This window comes from Leptolyngbya boryana PCC 6306, from assembly GCF_000353285.1.
Classification (GTDB): Bacteria; Cyanobacteriota; Cyanobacteriia; order Leptolyngbyales; family Leptolyngbyaceae; genus Leptolyngbya; species Leptolyngbya boryana.
Genome location: NZ_KB731324.1, coordinates 5203070 through 5221216, shown reverse-complemented (window position 1 = coordinate 5221216; position 18147 = coordinate 5203070). Strand labels below are relative to the sequence as shown.

General features: G+C 47.0%; 20 protein-coding genes. 8 read left to right on the top strand and 12 right to left on the bottom strand.

From position 1 onward, the window contains the following. The first annotated feature begins 149 nt into the window (after positions 1 to 149). Positions 150 to 950 (top strand): enoyl-ACP reductase FabI, encoded by an 801-nt coding sequence (gene fabI / locus LEPBO_RS0126070; protein ID WP_017290536.1) that lies wholly within the window; start codon positions 150 to 152, stop codon positions 948 to 950. A 24-nt stretch (positions 951 to 974) separates the two neighbouring features. Beyond that, positions 975 to 1592, top strand: a complete 618-nt coding sequence (locus LEPBO_RS0126065) for a vWA domain-containing protein (RefSeq protein ID WP_017290535.1) — start codon at positions 975 to 977, stop codon at positions 1590 to 1592. 16 nt (positions 1593 to 1608) lie between these two features. On the opposite strand, the gene LEPBO_RS44565 is transcribed toward LEPBO_RS0126065, so the two are convergent. Beyond that, positions 1609 to 1731, bottom strand: coding sequence for a hypothetical protein (locus LEPBO_RS44565; RefSeq protein WP_263970838.1), 123 nt, complete (start codon positions 1729 to 1731; stop codon positions 1609 to 1611). 727 nt (positions 1732 to 2458) lie between these two features. Here LEPBO_RS44565 and LEPBO_RS0126050 point away from each other — a divergent pair. The 3 genes from LEPBO_RS0126050 (at position 2459) to LEPBO_RS0126040 (ending at position 4232) form a co-directional block, all read left to right on the top strand. Next, a complete protein-coding gene (locus tag LEPBO_RS0126050) occupies positions 2459 to 3445 on the top strand; it encodes an RNA polymerase sigma factor, RpoD/SigA family (protein ID WP_026148934.1) in 987 nt (328 codons plus the stop codon). A 134-nt stretch (positions 3446 to 3579) separates the two neighbouring features. After that, the gene (locus tag LEPBO_RS0126045) at positions 3580 to 3912 is read left to right on the top strand and encodes a DUF433 domain-containing protein (protein WP_017290532.1); all 333 of its coding nucleotides are present in this window, start codon (positions 3580 to 3582) and stop codon (positions 3910 to 3912) included. Beyond that, positions 3909 to 4232, top strand: coding sequence for a DUF5615 family PIN-like protein (locus LEPBO_RS0126040; protein WP_017290531.1), 324 nt, complete (start codon positions 3909 to 3911; stop codon positions 4230 to 4232). Before LEPBO_RS0126045 ends, LEPBO_RS0126040 begins: the two co-directional genes overlap by 4 nt. 163 nt (positions 4233 to 4395) lie before the next feature. Here LEPBO_RS0126040 and LEPBO_RS0126035 read toward each other — a convergent pair whose 3' ends face one another. Together LEPBO_RS0126035 and LEPBO_RS0126030 are read right to left on the bottom strand one after the other, a co-directional pair. Next, positions 4396 to 5223, bottom strand: coding sequence for a sulfurtransferase (locus tag LEPBO_RS0126035; protein ID WP_017290530.1), 828 nt, complete (start codon positions 5221 to 5223; stop codon positions 4396 to 4398). A 2-nt stretch (positions 5224 to 5225) separates the two neighbouring features. Continuing rightward, positions 5226 to 5687, bottom strand: a complete 462-nt coding sequence (locus LEPBO_RS0126030) for a DUF6220 domain-containing protein (RefSeq protein WP_017290529.1) — start codon at positions 5685 to 5687, stop codon at positions 5226 to 5228. Between the two features lie 29 nt (positions 5688 to 5716). Between LEPBO_RS0126030 and LEPBO_RS0126025 the strand changes: the two genes are divergently transcribed. The 3 genes from LEPBO_RS0126025 to LEPBO_RS0126015 are packed head-to-tail and all read left to right on the top strand — an operon-like array spanning position 5717 to position 7001. Next, on the top strand, positions 5717 to 6376 hold the full coding sequence (locus tag LEPBO_RS0126025) for a helix-turn-helix transcriptional regulator (RefSeq protein WP_017290528.1): 660 nt from the start codon (positions 5717 to 5719) through the stop codon (positions 6374 to 6376). A gap of 44 nt (positions 6377 to 6420) precedes the next feature. Beyond that, on the top strand, positions 6421 to 6711 hold the full coding sequence (locus LEPBO_RS38365; RefSeq protein ID WP_017290527.1) for a hypothetical protein: 291 nt from the start codon (positions 6421 to 6423) through the stop codon (positions 6709 to 6711). Continuing rightward, positions 6708 to 7001 carry a type II toxin-antitoxin system RelE/ParE family toxin gene (locus LEPBO_RS0126015; protein WP_017290526.1) on the top strand — a complete coding sequence of 98 codons (294 nt, stop codon included), beginning with the start codon at positions 6708 to 6710 and terminating at the stop codon, positions 6999 to 7001. Before LEPBO_RS38365 ends, LEPBO_RS0126015 begins: the two co-directional genes overlap by 4 nt. A gap of 21 nt (positions 7002 to 7022) precedes the next feature. Here the strand turns inward: LEPBO_RS0126015 and LEPBO_RS0126010 are convergent, their stop codons facing one another. The 9 genes from LEPBO_RS0126010 to LEPBO_RS0125970 form a co-directional block, all read right to left on the bottom strand. Continuing rightward, positions 7023 to 8195: a tellurite resistance TerB C-terminal domain-containing protein gene (locus tag LEPBO_RS0126010; protein WP_017290525.1), complete on the bottom strand. Its 1173-nt coding sequence runs from the start codon at positions 8193 to 8195 to the stop codon at positions 7023 to 7025. After that, positions 8195 to 9421 carry an MFS transporter gene (locus LEPBO_RS0126005; protein ID WP_225885673.1) on the bottom strand — a complete coding sequence of 409 codons (1227 nt, stop codon included), beginning with the start codon at positions 9419 to 9421 and terminating at the stop codon, positions 8195 to 8197. Before LEPBO_RS0126005 ends, LEPBO_RS0126010 begins: the two co-directional genes overlap by 1 nt. Positions 9422 to 9436: 15 nt before the next feature. Continuing rightward, a complete protein-coding gene (locus LEPBO_RS38360; protein ID WP_017290523.1) occupies positions 9437 to 10261 on the bottom strand; it encodes an alpha/beta hydrolase in 825 nt (274 codons plus the stop codon). A 14-nt stretch (positions 10262 to 10275) separates the two neighbouring features. Then, positions 10276 to 11310 (bottom strand): hypothetical protein, encoded by a 1035-nt coding sequence (locus LEPBO_RS0125995; RefSeq protein ID WP_017290522.1) that lies wholly within the window; start codon positions 11308 to 11310, stop codon positions 10276 to 10278. A 17-nt stretch (positions 11311 to 11327) separates the two neighbouring features. Continuing rightward, positions 11328 to 12212 carry a tetratricopeptide repeat protein gene (locus LEPBO_RS38355; protein ID WP_017290521.1) on the bottom strand — a complete coding sequence of 295 codons (885 nt, stop codon included), beginning with the start codon at positions 12210 to 12212 and terminating at the stop codon, positions 11328 to 11330. Between the two features lie 70 nt (positions 12213 to 12282). Then, positions 12283 to 12702, bottom strand: a complete 420-nt coding sequence (locus LEPBO_RS0125985) for a hypothetical protein (protein WP_017290520.1) — start codon at positions 12700 to 12702, stop codon at positions 12283 to 12285. Positions 12703 to 12862: 160 nt separating this feature from the next. Next, on the bottom strand, positions 12863 to 13645 hold the full coding sequence (locus LEPBO_RS0125980) for a putative hydro-lyase (protein ID WP_017290519.1): 783 nt from the start codon (positions 13643 to 13645) through the stop codon (positions 12863 to 12865). Positions 13646 to 13693: 48 nt separating this feature from the next. Further along, a complete protein-coding gene (locus LEPBO_RS0125975; RefSeq protein WP_017290518.1) occupies positions 13694 to 14245 on the bottom strand; it encodes a DUF3592 domain-containing protein in 552 nt (183 codons plus the stop codon). 126 nt (positions 14246 to 14371) lie between these two features. Then, entirely contained in the window at positions 14372 to 18145 is a 3774-nt protein-coding gene (locus LEPBO_RS0125970) for a hydantoinase B/oxoprolinase family protein (RefSeq protein ID WP_317135194.1), read from the bottom strand. Positions 18146 to 18147 lie beyond the last annotated feature (2 nt).

The window sequence follows — 18147 nt, the reverse complement described above, 5'->3', positions numbered from 1 at the left end:
GAGAGGATTCGCTGGCAGAAAAACCGAACTGAGAAATGACGCAATTCGATCCTCGATCCGCCAAGCTTGGGACGATCGCGTCAGCGAAGAGCAGTTCGAGAGGGATCCCTTTCTGCTATCCTCATAAATGCTTTACACGGTAGAAGACCATGCTAGACCTGACTGGAAAGAACGCACTTGTAACGGGAATCGCGAACAACCGCTCGATCGCATGGGGCATCGCTCAGCAGCTACACAAAGCAGGCGCAAATATTGGCATCACCTATCTACCGGATGCAACCGGCAAAGCGGAAAAGAAAGTTGCCGACTTGACCGAGCCGCTCAATCCCAGTTTGTTCTTGCCGTTGAACGTGCAAGATGACGCACAGATTGAGAGCGCATTCAATACCGTGAAAGACAAATGGGGCAAGTTGGATATTCTGATCCACTGTCTCGCATTTGCTAGCAAAGATGATTTATCCGGCGATTTCTCCAAAACGTCGCGCGCGGGTTATTCGCTGGCGTTGGATATCAGTTCTTACTCGCTGGTGCAACTAGCTGGAGCCGCAAAACCTCTAATGAGCGAAGGCGGTAGTATCGTGACGCTGACTTACCTCGGTGGTGTGAAAGTCATCCCGAACTATAACGTCATGGGAATTGCCAAGGCAGCATTGGAAATGAACGTGCGCTACCTCGCAAATGAGTTAGGGCAGAACAATATTCGAGTCAATGCGATTTCAGCAGGTCCGATTCGGACATTGGCTTCCTCGGCAGTCGGTGGCATTCTCGATATGATTCACCACGTTGAAGAAGTTGCGCCGTTACGTCGAACTGTGACGCAGATCGAAGTCGGGAATACCGCAGCATTTCTCTGTAGTGACTTATCAAGCGGGATCACGGGTCAGGTGATCTACGTCGATGCAGGCTACGAAATTATGGGGATGACGGGATCGAAGCCCAGTGCTGGATAGCAATTAGACGATAGGAGATGTGCCGTGCCCAATTTTGAAACTTTGCAAAATCGAGACTACACCTTGATTTTGGATAAAAGTGGCAGTATGTCTACCAATGATCAAATTGGGGGCGGCAGTCGTTGGGAAGCAGCCCAAGAATCAACGCTGGCACTGGCGCGCAAATGCGAGCAGTTTGATCCCGATGGTATTACGGTTTATACGTTTTCTAGCCGATTCAGACGGTACGAAAATGTGACGGCGAGCAAAGTCGCACAGATTTTTATGGAAAACGATCCGGTTGGCTCGACCAATCTGGCAGCAGTGTTGCGGGATGCCACCGAAGATTATTTTCGCCGCAAAGCCACAGGGCAGAGCAAAACTGGAGAAACCATTTTAGTCATTACCGATGGTGAGCCGGACGATCGCCGAGCCGTGATTGAAGCGATCGTGCAAGCGACACAGAAAATGGAACGCGATGAAGAATTAGCCATTTCTTTCATTCAAGTTGGCTCAGATGCCAGTGCGACAAAATTCTTGAAGGTTCTCGACGATCAGCTTCAAAGTGTAGGAGCAAAGTTTGATATCTGCGACACGGTGACGATGGATGATATGGCAGATATGAGTTTGGCAGAAGTGTTGTTGAATGCGATCGTAGATTAGCACGCTAAAACAGCGATTAAGTTTGGGCAGAATGAGCAGCGATCGAGCCTAAAATCGCAAGCCCAGTCAATCGACTCGATGCACCCAATTGGTCAGTCGCAGCAGCAATACCTACCTGAAGGAATAGCCAGGAAACCACAACGAAAAGCTCCGAACCTCATCGGGATACCGACCCGCGTCGCAAAACCGATGACGGTTCTCGATAAGTATAATTGCTCTTTGTTTTAAGCTGACCAATGTTGCAGACTTGATCCAGTTTTTAATGAAATCGTCACCTTAATGACACTTCAATTTCATATCTGAAAAGTAGCCTAAAATGTCCCCATTTTTTCACAATAAATTGTGGATTGAACTGTCAGAATGAAATCCATAGACCAGTTGATGGATACGGGGTTTGGCTCACTGGAACATTCTCTAAATGCGCAAGTCAGAAATCATAACAGCAGCACTTAAAAAAGTACGGTTATCCCTCTCTAGAGACTCTATCCAACTGTAAATCAAACCGTCATTATAGAAGAATCAATTCACCAAGTTTTAAATGAAGTTTTAGGGTAATGCCCATGTCTTGCAATTTACTTTGGAAAGCTAAATATTTGCTGAAATTCCTGAGTAATTTCCCTGTAAGGCTCTTTACTTTATTTAGAATTCGTCTTATCATTAAGTAAAGTCGAAACGACTTCGATTTAGAGTCCTGAACCTCACCGCTACACTTTCGGCTGTTCGTGCTTGTACCCCTTATTTTGTAAGCGTGCTAAAGATTTATCCCCCTTCCCAGGGTGGAGTTAAACAGCATTTCATTCCTGTATCGGCTTGGAATCGATTCGAGTTTGTTGTCTAAAGTTTTCATTTCACGGAGTTGACTGCACATGGCTACTGCCAATACCAAATCTAAATCCACTCCTAGCCCCACCTATACGGCTGATATGGTGCGGACGTATCTGCATGAGATTGGTCGTGTGCCGATGTTGACACACGAGCAAGAGATTCTCTACGGGAAGCAGGTTCAGCAGATGATGACCTTGCAAGAGAAGAAAGAAAAGCTTGAGAAGAAGCTGGGTCACGCGCCGACGCAGCAGGAGTTTTCTGAGCATGTTCATCTCAGTGATTCTGAGTTGAATGGTATTTTTCAACGGGGTCGTCGCGCTAAGCAGAAGATGATCGAAGCGAATCTGCGCCTGGTTGTGTCGATCGCGAAGAAGTACCAGAAGCGTAATTTAGAGTTCTTGGATTTGATTCAGGAAGGCTCACTTGGCTTAGAGCGTGGCGTAGAGAAGTTTGATCCGACTCGTGGGTATAAGTTCTCGACGTATGCGTACTGGTGGATTCGTCAGGCGATTACAAGAGCGATCGCTCAGCAAGCCCGGACGATTCGATTACCGATTCATATTACGGAGAAGCTGAATAAGATTAAGCGAGTTCAGCGCGAGTTAGCTCAGAAATTAGGGCGCAGTGCCACGGCGGCTGAGATCGCGGCTGAATTAGAGCTTGAGCCGGAACAGATTCGGGAGTTCTTATTGATGTCTCGTCAGCCTGTCTCGCTAGACTTACGAGTTGGAGATAATCAAGATACTGAACTGCAAGAGTTACTTGAGGATAATGGTCCTTCACCGGATGCTTATTTGACTCAAGACTTGCTCCGTCAGGATCTTGAAACGTTAATGACGGATTTGACTCCGCAGCAGAAGGAAGTGCTGAACTTGCGCTATGGCTTGCAAGATGGGCACGAGTTATCGCTGGCAAAAGTCGGCGATCGCTTAAACTTGAGCCGGGAACGGGTTCGTCAGCTAGAGCGGCAAGCTTTGGATCATTTACGTCGTCGCAAGGCGAATGTGCGCGAGTACATTGCTAGCTAAGTTTAGGGTTTTATAACTCACAGAGGGGACATCAGTTTGATGCCCCCTTTTTTTGGTTGGAAGATGCGGCAATTTTCTAGGATGAAGTAAAGCATTGCGTCTAAAATTTAGGCAACAAAAGGATAGGTTCTCTTATGGCATTGGCTCCTATTTTGGCAAAGTCCTATATTGAACAGCGAGAGACAGGGTATTGGGTCGTAGGCACTCGTATTTCTCTCGATTCGATTGTTTATGCATTTTTAGATGGAGAGTCACCTGAAAGTATTGCTCAGAATTTTCCGTTGCTTTCGTTGGAACAGGTCTATGGTGCGATCGCATTCTATCTCGCCAACCGAAAGTTAATTGATGCTTATCTGGAAGCAGGTGAAGCAGAGTTTCAGCAATTACAACAGGATTGTAAAGAGAAGAATCCGTTACTGTATGAGAAATTGAAAGCGGCTCAAGCTCAAAAGCACAATGCAGTATGACAGAAATTCGATTTCAGGCTGATGCTGATTTGAGACAAGCCATTGTAACTGGAACAGTTCGCAGAGAGCCAAGACTGGATTTTCGTTCAGCGAATGAAGCGGGGTTAGAAGGAATAAAAGACTTAGAAGTTCTGGCACTTGCGTCAAGAGATAACAGAGTGTTAGTAACGCACGATCGTAAGACAATACCAATTGAATTTGGTCAATTTATTACAGTGCAGACAAGCTCCAGGGTTTTGATTCTTGCTCAGAATCTTCCAATTGGTGAAGCGATCGATGCCATTATCTTAATTTGGGAAGCATCTACAGCTGAAGAATGAACTAATCAAATCATGACGTTTCCATTTTGAAAGGCAGTATGAATGGTTTGAAGCCACAAGTATTACGAATACTTTAGGAGAGTTGAATGTCTAAAGTTCCAGAACGCTTTGTTGGTCATAATGATTTAACGAAGAACCATAACAGAGATTCTTCGTTGAATCATTATGACTCAATAGGAAGGCTTGGAATTCGACTCCACTCGTTCCAAGAGCCGTCGTAGTTTCGGACTCTGGGAAAGCCGAGAAGGTACTTTAAGACAAACCAGACGAAGGCAGAACGACCGCCGATCGCACAGTAAGGGAAGATTTCTCGATCGCGGGTAATACCCTTTTCACCATAGAGCTTCTGAAGTTCCTCAAACGATTTGAATGTACCGTCTGGATTCAACGCTGCAAGGTGTTCAATGTGAATTGCACCGGGAATATGTCCACCTCGTTCGTTCCCAGTTGGCGGTCGATTCAGAAAGATTTTGCCTTGGAATTCTTCGAGCGTCCGAACATCAAGTAACGCTGTATTGGGATTGTCGATCGCAGTTTGAACTTCTTCTTTTAAGACTCTCAAATCGGGATTCAGTGCAACTGCTTTTTCTGGAACTGGAGAAACGGTCGAGAGTTCTGCGGCAAGCGGGCGATTTTCTGCTTTCCATGTCTGATATCCCCCATTGAGAACGCGGATATTGTCATGTCCGAAGAGTTTGAAAAGCCAGAAGATCCAGGCTCCAGTACCGGGATAGCTCCCATAAGCAATGACCATTGTTTCTGGAGTAATACCAGAGCGAGAAAGGAGAGATTGGAATGCGATAGCATCTAAATTTTGTCCTAGATTCGGCAGCAGTAAATCATCGAAAATACTCCAAAACACTGCACCCGGAATATGAGCATCTTTGTAGAGATCAGGACTCATATCGACTTCTAAGATTCGGAGATTCGGATCAGTTAAGTGTTCTTGAAGCCATTGCGTATCGACTAGAACTTCAGGATGAGCGTACATTGTTATGACTCCTGATCAAGATTTGGGAAAAGAACGCGCCCGACCCGATGGACAAGCGTTGAAGACACAGAAAGCAGCGAGAAGCCGATTAAAGGATGAAACACTGCGATCGGCAAAGATGTTTTGAGATGAATGGTGAGAAATTGCAGTCCGAGCAAGATCGGCAAGCTAATCGTCAGAATTCGGACTCGTTGAGGAAAGGCGAAGAGAAACACATAGCCCAAGAGGATCAGAGAAAGAGCACTGTATCCTCGAACTAGTAAAACGTGAATGTTCCACCAGTCGGTTTTGTAGAAGTAGGCAAGACCAACTGTGAGAACTTGGGCAATCAGACAGAGATTAAAGAGAATCGAAAGCGCATAAAATCCGATCTGGAGCCGATTACTGGATGTTTCGGCGTGAATGTGAGTCATCATTTCAGTGTTGCTCAGCAGTGTTATTGCTAAATTAAACGGAGAACTCATTCACGCCTAGACCTCGATCGAGTACTCTTATGGCAAATTTGCAACCTTTATTTGAAGCGATTTCCACTGCTAAAAACGAGCGAGAACTGCGATCGCAGGTGATTCCGAATTTAGGGAAATATTTCACGGCAACTCGATCGGGTCTCTTTTTCTTTGATCAGTTGCCGATGGTTGATCCCAAGCTGCAAAAGGTATTTGAAACGGCGCTTTCGGCTGATTACAATCCGGTTGTGCGGTATTTAGTCGATCGACATTCTCCGGTACATGATGAAGCCATTTCACCAAAAACTTGGAAATTAATTTGCCCGCGCCCGGATCATTGGCATGTCTTAGCAGGCCCGCTTGTGAATCGAGGCAAGCTAATTGGAGGGGTGGGATTTACGCGCACGCAAGACATGGAAGCTTTTGATACACAGAATTTGATTGATTTGAGTGCGATTTGTTTGCATCTTTCGACTTGGGTTGCCACGGTGCGATCGACGAGCTTACAGAGCGATCGCTTAACCGATCGAGAACTCGAAATTGCAACACTCGTCGCTCAAGGATTGACCAATGCAGAGATTGGCGCAAAGCTTTGGATTACTGAAAATTCAGTAAAGCAAGCACTTAAGCGAATGTTTCGCAAGTTAGAAGTTTCATCACGAGCAGAAATGGTAGCAATGCTCAAGGCTGTTGAAGTTGCGTCTTGAAATGCACGTGATAAACTGGGCAGAGAAGAACTGTGGGGTGAGATATGACTTCAGCAGTAATAGAAATTTTGAAGTCGATCGAGGCACTGTCTCACGCAGAGCAGCAAGAATTGATTCGAGCATTGTGCGATCGTGAGATGGATCAACCTTTGGAAGTCTCATTAGGAGCTGATCCAAGTTTTGATACATTTGACGCAGAGAGTAAGCGTGAAGCTTTGCGTCAGAAACTCTTGTCTGGATTGGAACAAGTACAACAGGGACGAGTTGTAGACGGAGAAGTCGTGTTTGAACGATTCCAGGCAAGGCTTCGTCAGATGAGCGAGTCGCAGGAATGAGTTATCGATTTTCTGAAGATGCGATCGCTGATCTAGAAGAGATCTTCGAGTATCTAGGAAACTATAGCGTTGAAGCTGCTGCGAAGTTGTTTGATCGAATTCGCCAACGAGCAAAGTTAACCGCACGTTTTCCAGAATCAGGCAGATCTTATGACGACCTAATTCCTGGTTTAAAGGGATTTGTCGTGGACAACTACATTGTGTTTTATGTTCGTTTCGGCGACGGCATTGAGATTTTGCGGGTCATTAGTGGTTATCGGGATCTGAAGTCAATCTTTGAACCGGATTAGCGCGATCGTCAGTGTTGCATCCTAAACCTGTTGAAGTAAATTCTTGATGATGTCTAAGTATTCAGGGGCAACGGTTGGAGCATTCGCAGTTGTTTCGATAATCAGATCGCCAACAGTTTCGATCGCACGTTCATTTAGAGAATCAATCAGCAATTCTGGCATAGTCAAATTCATTTCGGCAATCTGCTTCAAGATTGCGTTGGGATTGGGTTGAGTGACGATCGCGCTTAAGGCTTCAAGCTCAGATTGGGGTAGCTGATTGATGAAATCAACCCATTCAGAAGTCGGTTGAGAATCAGCATCCGGTTCGAGTTCGCGCCGCATAGTGGAAAGTTCGAGATCGAGCAGTTCTTTTTGCTGACGACGATCGAGGATTTGATGCTCGAGCTGACCGAGTTCAGATTGCAGTGACGAAATTTGAGATTGCAGATTCTCGATCGCACCTTGTAGAGACTTAGAACTGCCCTCAACTTGCTGGCGCTTGGGTTCAGCCGATTCGAGAAATTGAGTGAGGTCTGAACGATATTTTTCCAGTTCTTTGACTTTGGGCTGAAGCGTTGCCACTTGTATCTCTAACTGTTGTCGTTGTGCAAATAAAGCATTGACTTCTTTGGTTAATTCCGCTTTTTGGCTCTGTTGTTCAGCCAATTGAGCTTGGAATTGATTGACCTGAGCTTGCGTTGTTTTCAATCCCAATTCAGCCCGTTGTTTTGCAGATAACGTTGCGGACAATGATTTATTTAATTCGGCTTCTTTTTGCTCTAATTCTTGCAGTTTCGTTTGCAGCACATAGATTTGATTCGCAGGAGAAGCTTGGGGAGAAGTAATATTCCAGCTTAATTCTTCTTTCTGCTGCCAGAGATTCGAGCTTTGAATCTGTAGATTACGGAGTTGAGTTTGCAGCGCATTCAGACTGTTAGAAATCTGATCGCGCTCTTGGGTCATCATCACCAACGCTTCGTAAGCTTCAGAGCGTTTGCGTTGTAGTGCCCGAATGTGCCCAGTTAATTCTTGCGATCGCTGGTTGAGCGCCTGCCGATGTTGTCCTTCTGCCACGGCTGCACCAACTAAGCTAGCAAACAGGGTGAGTGCCCCAGTGATCAAGGATCTTGAAAAGTCTCGCGTGATCAATAAACTAAGACAGAAACTCACACTGAGCGCAACAAAACTGAGTAACAAGCGGCTTTTGAACATTACAGGCGATGAGAAGGGGTCTGACTGACCATTTTATCCAAGACTCGTAAAATCAGAACCGCGATCGCAACGGTTGCAACTAAAAACAGCCAATATCCAGACGCGATCGCCCTAGATTGATCCAATGCCCAACCGCCTAAGGGCGGTCCAATAAAATATCCCAATGCCCAGCACTGCGAATTAATGCCTAAATAAACCCCACGCAACGATTCGGGTGCTAAATCCACAACAAACGCTGACGCTGACGGCAAATACGTGACCAACGCAACCGCCAATACGCCAAATACGGCAACTGCCCACGCAAAATGGAAAGCACCTGTGACCCACACGAGAGTAAATGCGATCGCCCAACATCCCGCAGACATTATCAGCACTCTGGTACGCCGGAACGAATTCAAAAATCGAGTCATCGGCAACTGAATCAGCACTGATAACGCGAGATATGCAGTGTACAAAATGCTAATCGTGGAGGGTTCAAATCCTTTATCACCATTGATTTTGACGAAATTCGTGAGATACAACGGTAACGTACTATCAATTTGCACGATGTAAGTTGTAAACATCGTATTGACGATCGCGAAAGTCAATAATCGGCGATCGCTCAAGGCAACTTTCCACCCGCTCCATTGAGAATGAGAATAAATCAATCGCTGCGTTTCTTGAATCATGAAATAAATCACAATTAAGAAAATGAGAAACGAAATTCCATCTACTACAAATAGTGCCCGATAGGCTCCTGTCGTACTGATTAACAATCCGCCTAACACTACTCCAATTCCCAGTCCTAACGTATCGGCGAGCCGAGTAATCGAATAGGCTTCATTGCGTTGTTCGGGTGTGGTCAGGTCTGCAACCGTCGCTTCTGTCGCAGGCCAGTAAAGTCCAGTTCCCAACCCCATCAACAGATTGCCAAGCACAAAGACTGGGAAATCATAAGCCGTCGCAAAGGTGAAAGACGCGATCGCTGAAATCATCGCCGACATCAACAACGTCCGTCTGCGTCCCCAAAACTTAGAATCTGCAAACGTGCCCCCCAATACCCGTCCAACAACGCCTGAGATAGAGGCGCTGCCGATTCCGACTCCAACGGCTGTAGCAGAGAGTCCCACCTGATTGACAAAGAAAATCGGAGCGTAGAAGAGGGTGAATCCAGTTCCAACTTGAGAGAGTAAGCGACCAAAGGCAAGTAACCAAACCTGATGCTGAAGACGAGGGAGAAAAGGCATAAATTGAAATTCCATTCACGATCGCCGAAACGTAATCGCGATGAATTGTAATGCAGGCGCGAATCCAGCACGCCAGTATGACCAGGTATGGCTGCCCGATCGCACGCGATATTGATGGGCAATGTTTAATTGTCGCAACCGAATGTGGAACAGGGCAACCCCTTGATTGCGAAAATCTTGATCCCCACAGTCTAAATAGAGCTTAAGCACTTTAAAGCGCTCAGGGTCAGCGGCTTCGGCAATCCGGAACGGATCGTAGGATCTGTAGTGATCCGTCAAGCGATCGATACCCGTTAATCCCTGTCCATGCGCTGAAGCTCGATTCGATGCCCACTCTACATCAGTCATACTGACGATCATTTCATCCGTGTAAATCGAGGGGCTGAATGAAACGCAGGTTGAAAATATCTCTGGATATTTCAACGCATAGACGAGCGCACCGTATCCGCCCATCGACAGTCCTAGAATGCCTCGGAACCATTTCTCAGACTTGATCCGGTATTTCGATTCGATCGCAGGCATAAACTCTTGAAAGAAAAAATCTTCATAGCACAAAGAGCGATCGTAGTTATTGATGTAACGGCTGTTTCCTCCGTCGGGCATCACTAGAATCATTGGAGGAATGGTTCTATTGGCAATCAGTTCATCTGCGGTTAAATGGGTTTCCCCATAGCTAATCCAAGACGTATCATCAGATCGACTACCGTGCAGTAAGTAAACGACTGGATAAGACCGAACGGAAGTTTCGTAGTCGTTAGGAAGATAGATCGTATAGTGAATCGGTTTGCCTAAAATTTGACTCTGGATTGTGAGTCCTTCTTGAACGATGCCTCGTGCCATTCAATCCCCCGTAATTAAGATTTTTGGAGAACGATCGTATTGACTAACCGAAGAAATACGTCCAAATCCTCGATTTCATCTGCTCGAAAAACAACGTTCACAAAAGCAAGCGGGTTAAATCGTCCAGACGACTGTCCATCTGTCTTGCGCCGAATTGCAAGATCCCCGTTTCCAGTGGTTAATTCAAGCTCCTGTGCTTCAATCCGTCCTGGCTCCCGATTCCGAAAAACAACATTGATAAATCCCGAACCCACTTCTAAATCAATGTCCTTCGCGGTTGAAAACCGAGCAACACCCACCTGAGCAAACTCACTTTGTGCCCGTTGTAGCCGAATTGCTGTCCAAACTCGTTCCGCAGCTTGAGCAAAAAGGTAGGCATCATTGACTAATATATCTGGAGCCGCTCCGCTAATAGAGAAACGCTGTTTCATTGTGGGCTGATCCGACAAGAAGGGTTGATTGTTCCAGGAATATTCAAATGAAGTCCTGTGATAGAGTCCATTTCTATAGATGCGCGTCATACGCTTACGCAGTCCCGTTGTTTCTGAAAAGCGCAAGACCTCGCCCTTGATCCCTTTACGAGTTTGCCAGTAATGAGCAATTCCTAGTGCACCGACAAAAGAGCATTCAGATCTAGGAGGGCGAAACATGGTGATATACATCCACGCAAACAGTACTGTTGCCAACCCTCCTCCGAGCCAAGCCCAAATTGACCCTATACCAAAAGAGTTGAGTAGTATCCCAACTAAGAATCCAAACGCGATAACAACTAGGCTGAGGATAGCAAAGAGGAAGAGATAGAAAATACTGCTCAGCAATAATATCCAAGAAGAGAACATAGTCAGTACAAACTCCAGTAAAGTTTGCAAAATTGGTGTTCTCCTCGATCGATTGAGTTCCTCTGTAATGCCTACCCCTGATGCGCTAATCACTGCTCCAATCTCTGGAGGTGGCGATGCAAAGAAAAACGTATCAGGATGGAGCAGCACGCCGTTATGATCCCTCATCTGTGCTGGCGGAGTCCAAACTGTCTGATAAGGAGTTTTCATCAATATCGTCTCGTGGATCACTTCAGTTTCTCAAGTAATTTGATTACTTTTTGGTAATCTCCCGTATTCCCTTGCCTTTGAAATAAATCTGCGGCTTTTTGCAGATCTGCGATCGCGCCTTGTTTGTCGCCCAATCTAGCGCGTGTACTGCCTCGATCGAAGTACATACCAGCATCATCGAGCAAGATCTTAGAGGCTTGGTCATAGTCCTGGATTGCGCCTTGTTTATCCCCTAACTCATAGCGGACAGAGCCTCGATTGTTGTAGGCGCGAGCAAAATTCGGCTGAAGTCTAATTGCTTGGTCATAGTCCTGGATTGCGCCTTGTTTATCTCCTAACTCAGAGCGAACAAATCCTCGATTGTTGTAGGCAAGGGCATAATCTGGCTTGACGCGAATCGCTTGATTATAGTCCTGGATGGCACTCTGTTTGTCTCCCGATTCGTAGCGGGCAAGTCCTCGATTGTAGTAAGCCTTGGCATAATCTGGCTTGAGTTTAATCGCTTGGTCATAGTCTTGGATTTCGCCCTGTTTATCCCCTACCATAGAGCGGGCAAGTCCTCGATTGTAGTAAGCTTCAGGAAAATTCGGTTTGAGCTTAATTGCTTCCGTCCAATCCTCGATCGCGCCTTGATAATCTCGCCTCCTAGCTTTTTCTTGTCCCCTATCAAAAAGCTCCTGGGCGCTCATTGCTGAAAAAGATGAATCTGTCGTCGTTGAAGGCTTTGATACCTGTGCTTGCACTGTAGGGGAAGACAGAGGAGTAGGCGATATTGTCGGTGAATTCGATGTTTGGGTTTGCCCCTGAGTACACGCACCCAAACTGATCGCGATCGCTAAACTTATGCTGCCTAAAACTTGACCGCTGAGATGCGATCGAAGGTTCTGATTCAGTTGTCTCATTATCTGCAACCCTATCTAAAGATTTCTTGAGCGGTTTCACTAACATAGCTCTGGGCAAAGCTTTGGGAACTTAGAAGGATCTAATCTGACGCGTCAGTCTCGCGGCGTTTTCAAGCTCCTGAAGCTTCACAAGGTAGGAGCAGGCATTCTTATTACCCTGTTGGCATCCACTCCAGAGAATCGAGCGACTTTGTTCCAGCTTGGCGCACTCTGTCGGGTCGTTGAAGTAACCGCAGCCATGAACCGCACCTGATCCAGCGATCGCAGCAGTATCATACCGATCAGCTTGCCTCGCTGGAACCTGCTGCTTTCTAACTCGGCGCTTTCTCAGAGGACGCTTCCGTCTAGACTTGAGTTCATTCACTTGAGTCGTGAACTGCTCTGAGGTTGGTGTTTGAGTTGATTTTGCACTCATGACAGGCAAACAAGTCAATAGTGCTAATGTAAGCAGCGCAAACGGAGCTAAAGCAGCCTTGATTCCAAATTTCATGATTGAACCTCTCGTCTTTACAAGATTGAACAAAAAACTATCGTTCTGAAGCTAGAGAGCTTATGCCTTTGTTTTGAGAACCGCTCATACTCTACAGGACGAGAAATGAATGACAAAATATTGTGCGAGATCTAGTTGAAGCGCAGTCCTGTACGATCGCCTAACTTGCCAGCATTTCATCTCTCCAATCGCTGATAAACATATGCCCCGGTGCGTGAGTGATGGCAAATTCAGGTTTAGCTCTTGCAATGGCAGTCTGAGTCGTAACTCCACAAGCCCAAAATACCGGAACTTCACCCTCTCGGATGGTCACTGCATCTCCATAGTCAGGACAAGATAAATCGGTGATTCCAAGTTGCTCTGGATTGCCAATGTGAATCGGTGAGCCATGAGCCTTGGCAAAGCGACTCGTGACTTCTACTGCTCGAATCGCATCCTGTGGAGTGAGCGGACGCATGGACACAACGAGAGGACTGGAGAACGTACGATTTGCTAAACAATCGATCGAGGTTTTGTACATCGGCACATTCTTACTTTCCTCAATGTGCCGAACGGATAGTCCTGCATTCAGCATTGCAGTCTCGAATGAGAAGGAACACCCAATCAAAAACGCAACCAGGTCATCTCTCCAAAACTCGCAAATGTCTGTGGTTTCCTCAATTAACTGACCGTGGCGAAAGATGCAATAACGCGGTAAATCAGTTCTAATATCTGCACCAAGCGCAATCAGTTTCGGCTCTGGATCACCCACGTCAGTCACATCTAGAATCGGACAAGGTTTGGGATTTCTCAAGCAAAATAGAAGAAATTCAAACGCCAAATCGTAAGGCAATACGACTAGATTCGCTTGTACATAACCAGGCGCAAGTCCAGGTGTCGGGCGATCCAGTTGACCCACCCGGCAAAGGTGGCGAAATTCAGTTGGAATCGTAGGATTGAGCATCAAAAAACTCCTTAGCTAGATACTTAGGGGCGAGACCATTCAAAAGCGCTAAATATTCGGACATTCACTGGGAATCCATCGACGCTCTGAGAAATCTGGTGTCGGGCAACTTATCGCTGGTGGCATTCCAATCACAAATAACCCGATTAACCATGGCAACACAGATGAAGCAAGCACTAAGCAGAGCACACCGTACACACTGGAGCAAAACACAGATGTATCTATCCCGCGTTGCAGGACATAGATCTTTGGCTTCTTTGGATAATAGAATACTGTGAGAGACTTTATGAGCGAAGACTCCTTCATCGCTGCTGCTTCAGCATCGGCATAGCTGCTAAAGTGACAAGAGTCATCGCCTCTAGCTAGATATATATCACCACCAACAGTATATCCGTAGAAAATAGTGTAGCAATAATAGTCCCAAGTCCCGTCGCTAAGAGAGCGCACAAGAAAATCTGTTGCTTCTGCCTGAATTTCAGGCCATTTTTTGCTTCGAGCGCCCCGCCAGAGCATCTGCAACGAGCACCAGATGAAGAGAATACCAGCACTCCCAAACATACAAAACATTACGAGGCGACCAATGATAGCGAAGATGATCATGGTATCTGAGTGGGTAATGAACTATCGTTTTCCTCATACATCACTCCTAACTTCTTAGCAGTGATAACCTTATCTTTCGCAGCACAGAGAACTGATGCGCTGTCTCAGATCGGAGGTAAGCAAATGTCAAAGTGAGCACCGTTCTGGATCTCCAAATCCACCGCCACCTGGTGTTTCAATCACAAATACATCACCCGGCTTGACTAAAACTTCTGCTTTGCTAGAGAGTGGTTCGATCGTGCCGTCTTGTCGTACCACTGAATTGCATCCCGTCTTGCCAGGTTGCCCCCCCATCAGTCCAAACGGGGGAACAATTCGATGCCCGGATAGAATTGCCGCCGTCATGGGTTCCCGAAACTGAATGCGCCGAACCACCCCATTGCCACCGTGATGTTGCCCCCTGCCGCCACTGTTCGATCGAATCGAAAATTCCTCAACCAGTACAGGAAATCGCCACTCTAGAACTTCTGGATCAGTCAGGCGAGAGTTGGTCATGTGGGTTTGTACCGCATCAGTGCCATCGAACGTTGCCCCCGCGCCAGAACCGCCACAGATGGTTTCATAGTACTGATGCTGTTGATTGCCAAAGGTGAAGTTGTTCATCGTGCCTTGAGAAGCCGCCAGAATACCCAACGCACCATAGAGAGCATTCGCGATCGCTTGTGAGGTCTCGACATTGCCAGCAACCACAGCAGCAGGCGGACGTGGATTGAGGAAACACCCTTCAGGAACAATCATTTCGAGTGGCTTGAGGCAGCCTGCATTCAGCGGGATATCATCCTCGACTAAGCTACGGAAGACATAGAGAACCACCGCCTTGCAAATCGCCAATGGAGCATTCAGATTGGTCGATCGCTGCTCGGATGTCCCGGTGAAATCAATCCGAGCAGAGCGGGTCGCAGAATTGATCGTTAAATCAACACAAATCCGACTGTCATCATCCATTCGATACTCAAAGCGACCTGGCTTGAGACCCTTAATCACTCGCCGAACCGATTCTTCTGCATTGTCTTGAATGTACTGCATATAGTTCTGTACCGTTTCAAGCCCATAGGCGTGAACAATGCGACGAAGTTCTTGTACTCCTCGCTCATTCGCTGCAATTTGAGCTTGTAGATCGGCTAAGTTCTGAACCGAATTACGAACCGGATAGGGATGATTCGTGAACACTTCTAGTAGTTCTGCTTCTAGAAAGTGTCCCTGATCTACGATTTGTAGATTATCGAGGAGGATGCCTTCTTGGTCGATCGATTGACTATGCGGGGGCATCGAACCGGGTGTGATACCGCCAATATCCGCATGATGTCCGCGTGAAGCGACATAAAACATTGGCGTAGAGCAATCTGCTACAAATACCGGAGTGATGACTGTGATATCAGGTAAATGAGTCCCGCCATTGTAGGGATTATTGGAAGCATAAGCATCTCCAGGCTTTAGAGTTGTGCCTCTTGCCTGAATTAAACTACTCACACTTTCACTCATCGATCCTAAATGCACGGGAATATGCGGTGCATTGGCGACCAGTTGCCCAGAGTGATCAAAGATGGCACAAGAGAAGTCGAGCCGCTCTTTGATGTTGACGGAATAGCTTGTATTTTGCAGGGTGATGCCCATTTCTTCTGCGATCGCACGAACCAGATTGTTAAAAATCTCCAGCATCACGGGATCAGGCATCGCAGCAGGCAATGAGAGAGCAGCACCTTGAGTCTCTTCTACCTTGCTCAAAATCAGATAGTTCTGCTGCGTCAGTTCCGCACACCATCCGGGTTCAACGACATTTGTTCCCGTGGGTTCGAGAATCAGGGCGGCTCCTGTAATGCGATCGCCCGGTCTGAGATCTTGACGACGATAGACCGGAGTTTGATGCCGAGCCTCTTTGGTGTAGATCGGAACGGTTGCAATTGCGATGAGTGGCGTGATTCTCTGATCGGAGAGCAACGGTTCTGCGATTGGGTTTGCGTGGGCGATGGCTTCGACAGAAACTGCCTCTACAATCAAGCTTTTTTCGGGCATTGAAAAGCCATAGCGCTGCTCGTAAATTGCCTCAAATTGCGATCGCATTGCTTCGACTTGATCGAAATCAACGCTCAATGCAGAATCCGTCCCTTGATAGCGCAGCCTTGCTTTGAAGACCGTTTGAATCTGATCGGCACTCACGCCCTGAGCAATAATTTCTGCTCGACTATCTAAGTCGAGTGCGGCTAAAGCTTGTTCTAGTTCAGGCATCTTCGTTTCGTCCAGATTCGCTTCGATCGCTCGATCTTTCAACGTTCGCACATCAGCTAACCCAATCCCGTAAGCGGATAAAACGCCTGCAAACGGATGAATAAAAATCTTGGTCATGCCCAATGCTTCTGCAATCAAGCAGGCATGTTGTCCACCTGCTCCCCCAAAGCAACAGAGCGTGTACTGGGTCACGTCATAGCCGCGTTGAACGGAGATTTTTTTAATCGCATTTGCCATTTTGTCGATCGCAATTGCCAGAAAGCCAGCCGCGACCTGTTCATCGGTGCGATTGTCCCCGGTAGCCGTCCGAATTTCTGCACTGAGCGCTGCAAATTTTTGTTCAACGATCGTGCGATCGAGCGGCAGATTTCCTTCCACTCCAAACACCTGCGGAAAGAACTCAGGCTGAACTTTTCCTAGACGAACATTGCAATCGGTCACGGTTAGCGGTCCACCCTTGCGATAGCACGCAGGACCCGGATTAGCACCCGCCGATTCAGGTCCAACTCGATAGCGCGACCCATCAAACCGCAGGATTGATCCCCCTCCGGCTGCGACCGTGTGAATCGACATCATCGGCGCACACAGTCTAACTCCTGCGACTTCAGTTTCTAAGGTTCGCTCGTACTCGCCATTGTAGTGAGACACATCGGTGGAAGTGCCGCCCATATCAAAACCAATAATTTTGTCAAACCCTGCTGTGGTACTGGTTTTCACAGCCCCGACAATGCCCCCCGCAGGGCCTGAGAGAATACTATCTTTCCCTTGAAATCGCGCTGCTTCAGTCAGTCCACCATCTGATTTCATAAACTCTAGCTTGGTTGTCGAGCGAGGCAATGCCGTGCCCACTTGCTCGACATAGCGCCGTAGAATCGGAGAAAGGTAGGCATCGACGACAGTTGTATCGCCTCGACGAATCAGCTTCATCAATGGACTGACTTCATGAGAAATAGAAATCTGCTGGAAGCCTACTTTACGGGCGAGACCTGCAATCTGTTGTTCGTGTTTTGGGTAGCGGTAACTATGCAGTAGTGCGATCGCAACTGCCCGAATTCCATCTTGGTAAGCCTGTTGAAGAAGAGTGGTCAATCGCAGTTCTTCCTCAGAGGTGATGGAGACCAGTTCTTCTCCTTGTGCCGTGTAGCGTTCTTGAACCTCAATCACTCGTTCATAGACTCGCTCAGGTAAAACGATCTGACGCGCAAAAATATTCGGTCGATTTTGATAGCCGATCGCGAGCGCATCCCGAAAGCCTTGAGTCGTCAGCAGTAAAGTTCGCTCTCCTTTGCGCTCTAGTAGGGCGTTCGTCGCAACTGTCGTGCCCATTTTTACGACTTCAACTGTTCCCGGCGGAATCGCGCGATCGCTCGATAGTCCCAGGATGTCTCGAATGCCTTGAATCACGGCATCTTGATACTGTTCGGGCTGCTCTGAAAGTAGCTTATAAATAATGATCCAGGAGCGATCGGCAAGGGGAGTGACCTGGAAGCGACCCGCAATCATTGAGAGGCGATCGACGATTCCTTGATCATCGGTCACTGCAACTAAATCGGTAAACGTCCCCCCTCGGTCTGCAAATACTTTTAGCATAATTGCCTCGACTAACCCATTGAGTTTAGGTGTTGCTTGTATTTTAGGATTGCCATATCCTACAGGATGAAAATTGAATGACAAAA